Source organism: Anaerococcus tetradius ATCC 35098, assembly GCF_000159095.1.
GTDB lineage: Bacteria > Bacillota > Clostridia > Tissierellales > Peptoniphilaceae > Anaerococcus > Anaerococcus tetradius.
Genome location: NZ_GG666324.1, coordinates 1 through 1,061, shown reverse-complemented (window position 1 = coordinate 1,061; position 1,061 = coordinate 1). Strand labels below are relative to the sequence as shown.

At 30.2% G+C, this 1,061-nt stretch carries 1 protein-coding gene; it reads right to left on the bottom strand.

Features of this window, described 5'->3' with window-relative positions; genetic code table 11:
• Positions 1–27: 27 nt before the first annotated feature.
• Positions 28–960, bottom strand: a complete 933-nt coding sequence (locus HMPREF0077_RS09960; protein WP_040349792.1) for an IS30 family transposase — start codon at positions 958–960, stop codon at positions 28–30.
• Positions 961–1,061: the final 101 nt, after the last annotated feature.

The following is a 1,061-nucleotide window of genomic DNA, read 5'->3' as shown; positions in this document are numbered from 1 at the left end:
GATGAATTGCAAATAATATTGCGACACCTAAATCAAACTAAGTTCGTGCATAAATAAATTAAATGGAGTTTGATATTCTAGACATTTTCTAGGTCTGGTATTAAGCTCCATTAAGTTTTTAATCAGCTCATTAATAGATATTTTAGATAAATCTGTCTTCTTAGGGTAATATTCTCTTAACAAACCATTAGAATTTTCGTTACTGCCCCTTTGCCATGCTGAATATGCATCAGCAAAATAAAATTTTATCCCTCTTTTTTCAATTTCTTCATAACAAGCAAATTCTTTGCCTCTGTCAGATGTGAAAGTCTTTAAAGCTTCTAATGGCAAAGATTTAATTAGTTTGTCAATTGCTCCTAGCATAGAATTTTTACTTCGATCTACCATAGGTAAGGCTATGTAAAATCTAGTTTTTCTTTCTACAAATGTTGCTAGGCATCCTTTACTTTTACCTCTGGATGACACAACTGTATCTAGTTCCCAGTGACCAAAAGTATTCCTTTTTTTAACTTCTTTAGGTCTTTTGTTTATTGATTTACCAATGTTAAATTTACCTCTTGTTTCTTTGGCTTTTCTAGATTTTCCTTTTCTTCTTAGATTGGAAATATCAAAGTCTATAATTCCTGAATAAATCCAATTATATATTGTTTTAAAGCATACAATATCTTTACATACAGTGTTTGCTATTTGCTCAGGAGACCACTTCTTATGAAGTTTTTCCGATATACATTTAGTGATATTATCATCAACTTTTGGTTTTCTTCCTTTAGATGACGATTTTTCCATCTTATCTTTTTGGGCATAGACAGCTTCATAATCATTATCACATCTTTTTAATTCTCTAGATATTGTTGAGTGATGAAAACCTAAAATTTTTGCTATTCTTCTAGAAGAATAGCCCTCTTTTCTTAGTACCTCTATCTTATTTCTCTCATTTATGGTAAGATGTTTATAGCTCATATTAACCTCCGTGTGTGTTTTTGTCGTTATTAACATTTTACACGAAGTTAGTATGAGTTTTCTATTTTATTCTAGTGTCGCATTTAATTTTACAACCTATC

What these genes read in the sequence shown, in the direction of transcription:
- HMPREF0077_RS09960 (WP_040349792.1), bottom strand. Translation starts at nt 960, where the DNA reads ATGAGCTATAAACATCTTACCATAAATGAGAGAAATAAGATAGAGGTA.